The organism is Vibrio sp. D173a, assembly GCF_030248475.1.
On sequence record NZ_JAHGAH010001471.1, the window covers coordinates 1 to 647 of the forward strand.

Genomic DNA, 647 nt, shown 5'->3' on the forward strand with positions numbered 1-647 from the left:
CGCGTTTACACGCTCAGGGAAGCGCTCATGAGACTCCAACAGTGGACCAATGGTATCGACATCCGCGGTATCTACGTCATCAACGACGGTCACCACGTGAGGGTTGCCCATGCTGACCGCGCCACAGAAAAGTGTGTGCTCATCAGTACGCAGGATATAAGTTTTCTCTGGCTGTTTGGCTTTGAAAGGGATCTTACTTGGTTCGAACTCAGGCACGCCCATGTTAACCGTGATCTGATCGTTCTCTTCAATCTTGAGAACCATCTTTCCTTTCTTGGTACTCACATTAAAAGCGAGCAAAACAACGAGCACCGTTACCACACTGTTCGACTTCACTGCCATCGGCATTAAAAATACGATAGTGGAAGTCCGTCTCTGGGTCGTACGGAGCCTCAACCACCAGCAGTTGATCAAAACCAACACCGGTAGGACGATCCGCAAAACGGCGGATCAGGTCTGGAGAGAAGAAGATGTTTTGAGTAATGCAGTCCACGACAATGAAATCATTGCCCAAATCATGCATTTTTGAAAAGTGGAAGTGCATAACGCTTAAACTTACTCCGGAAGAATGTTTTCAAGTTCCCACAAGCTCGTTAGCTCTTCACGCTGACGAATAAGGTGAGTTTTATCGCCATCAACCATCACTT

1 pseudogene is annotated in these 647 nt (G+C 47.4%); it reads right to left on the reverse strand.

Going from position 1 to position 647, the window contains the following annotated elements:
- A pseudogene (dapF, locus tag KIV40_RS34145) lies at nt 1-544 on the reverse strand (diaminopimelate epimerase); the annotation flags it as partial.
- Nucleotides 545-647: the final 103 nt, after the last annotated feature.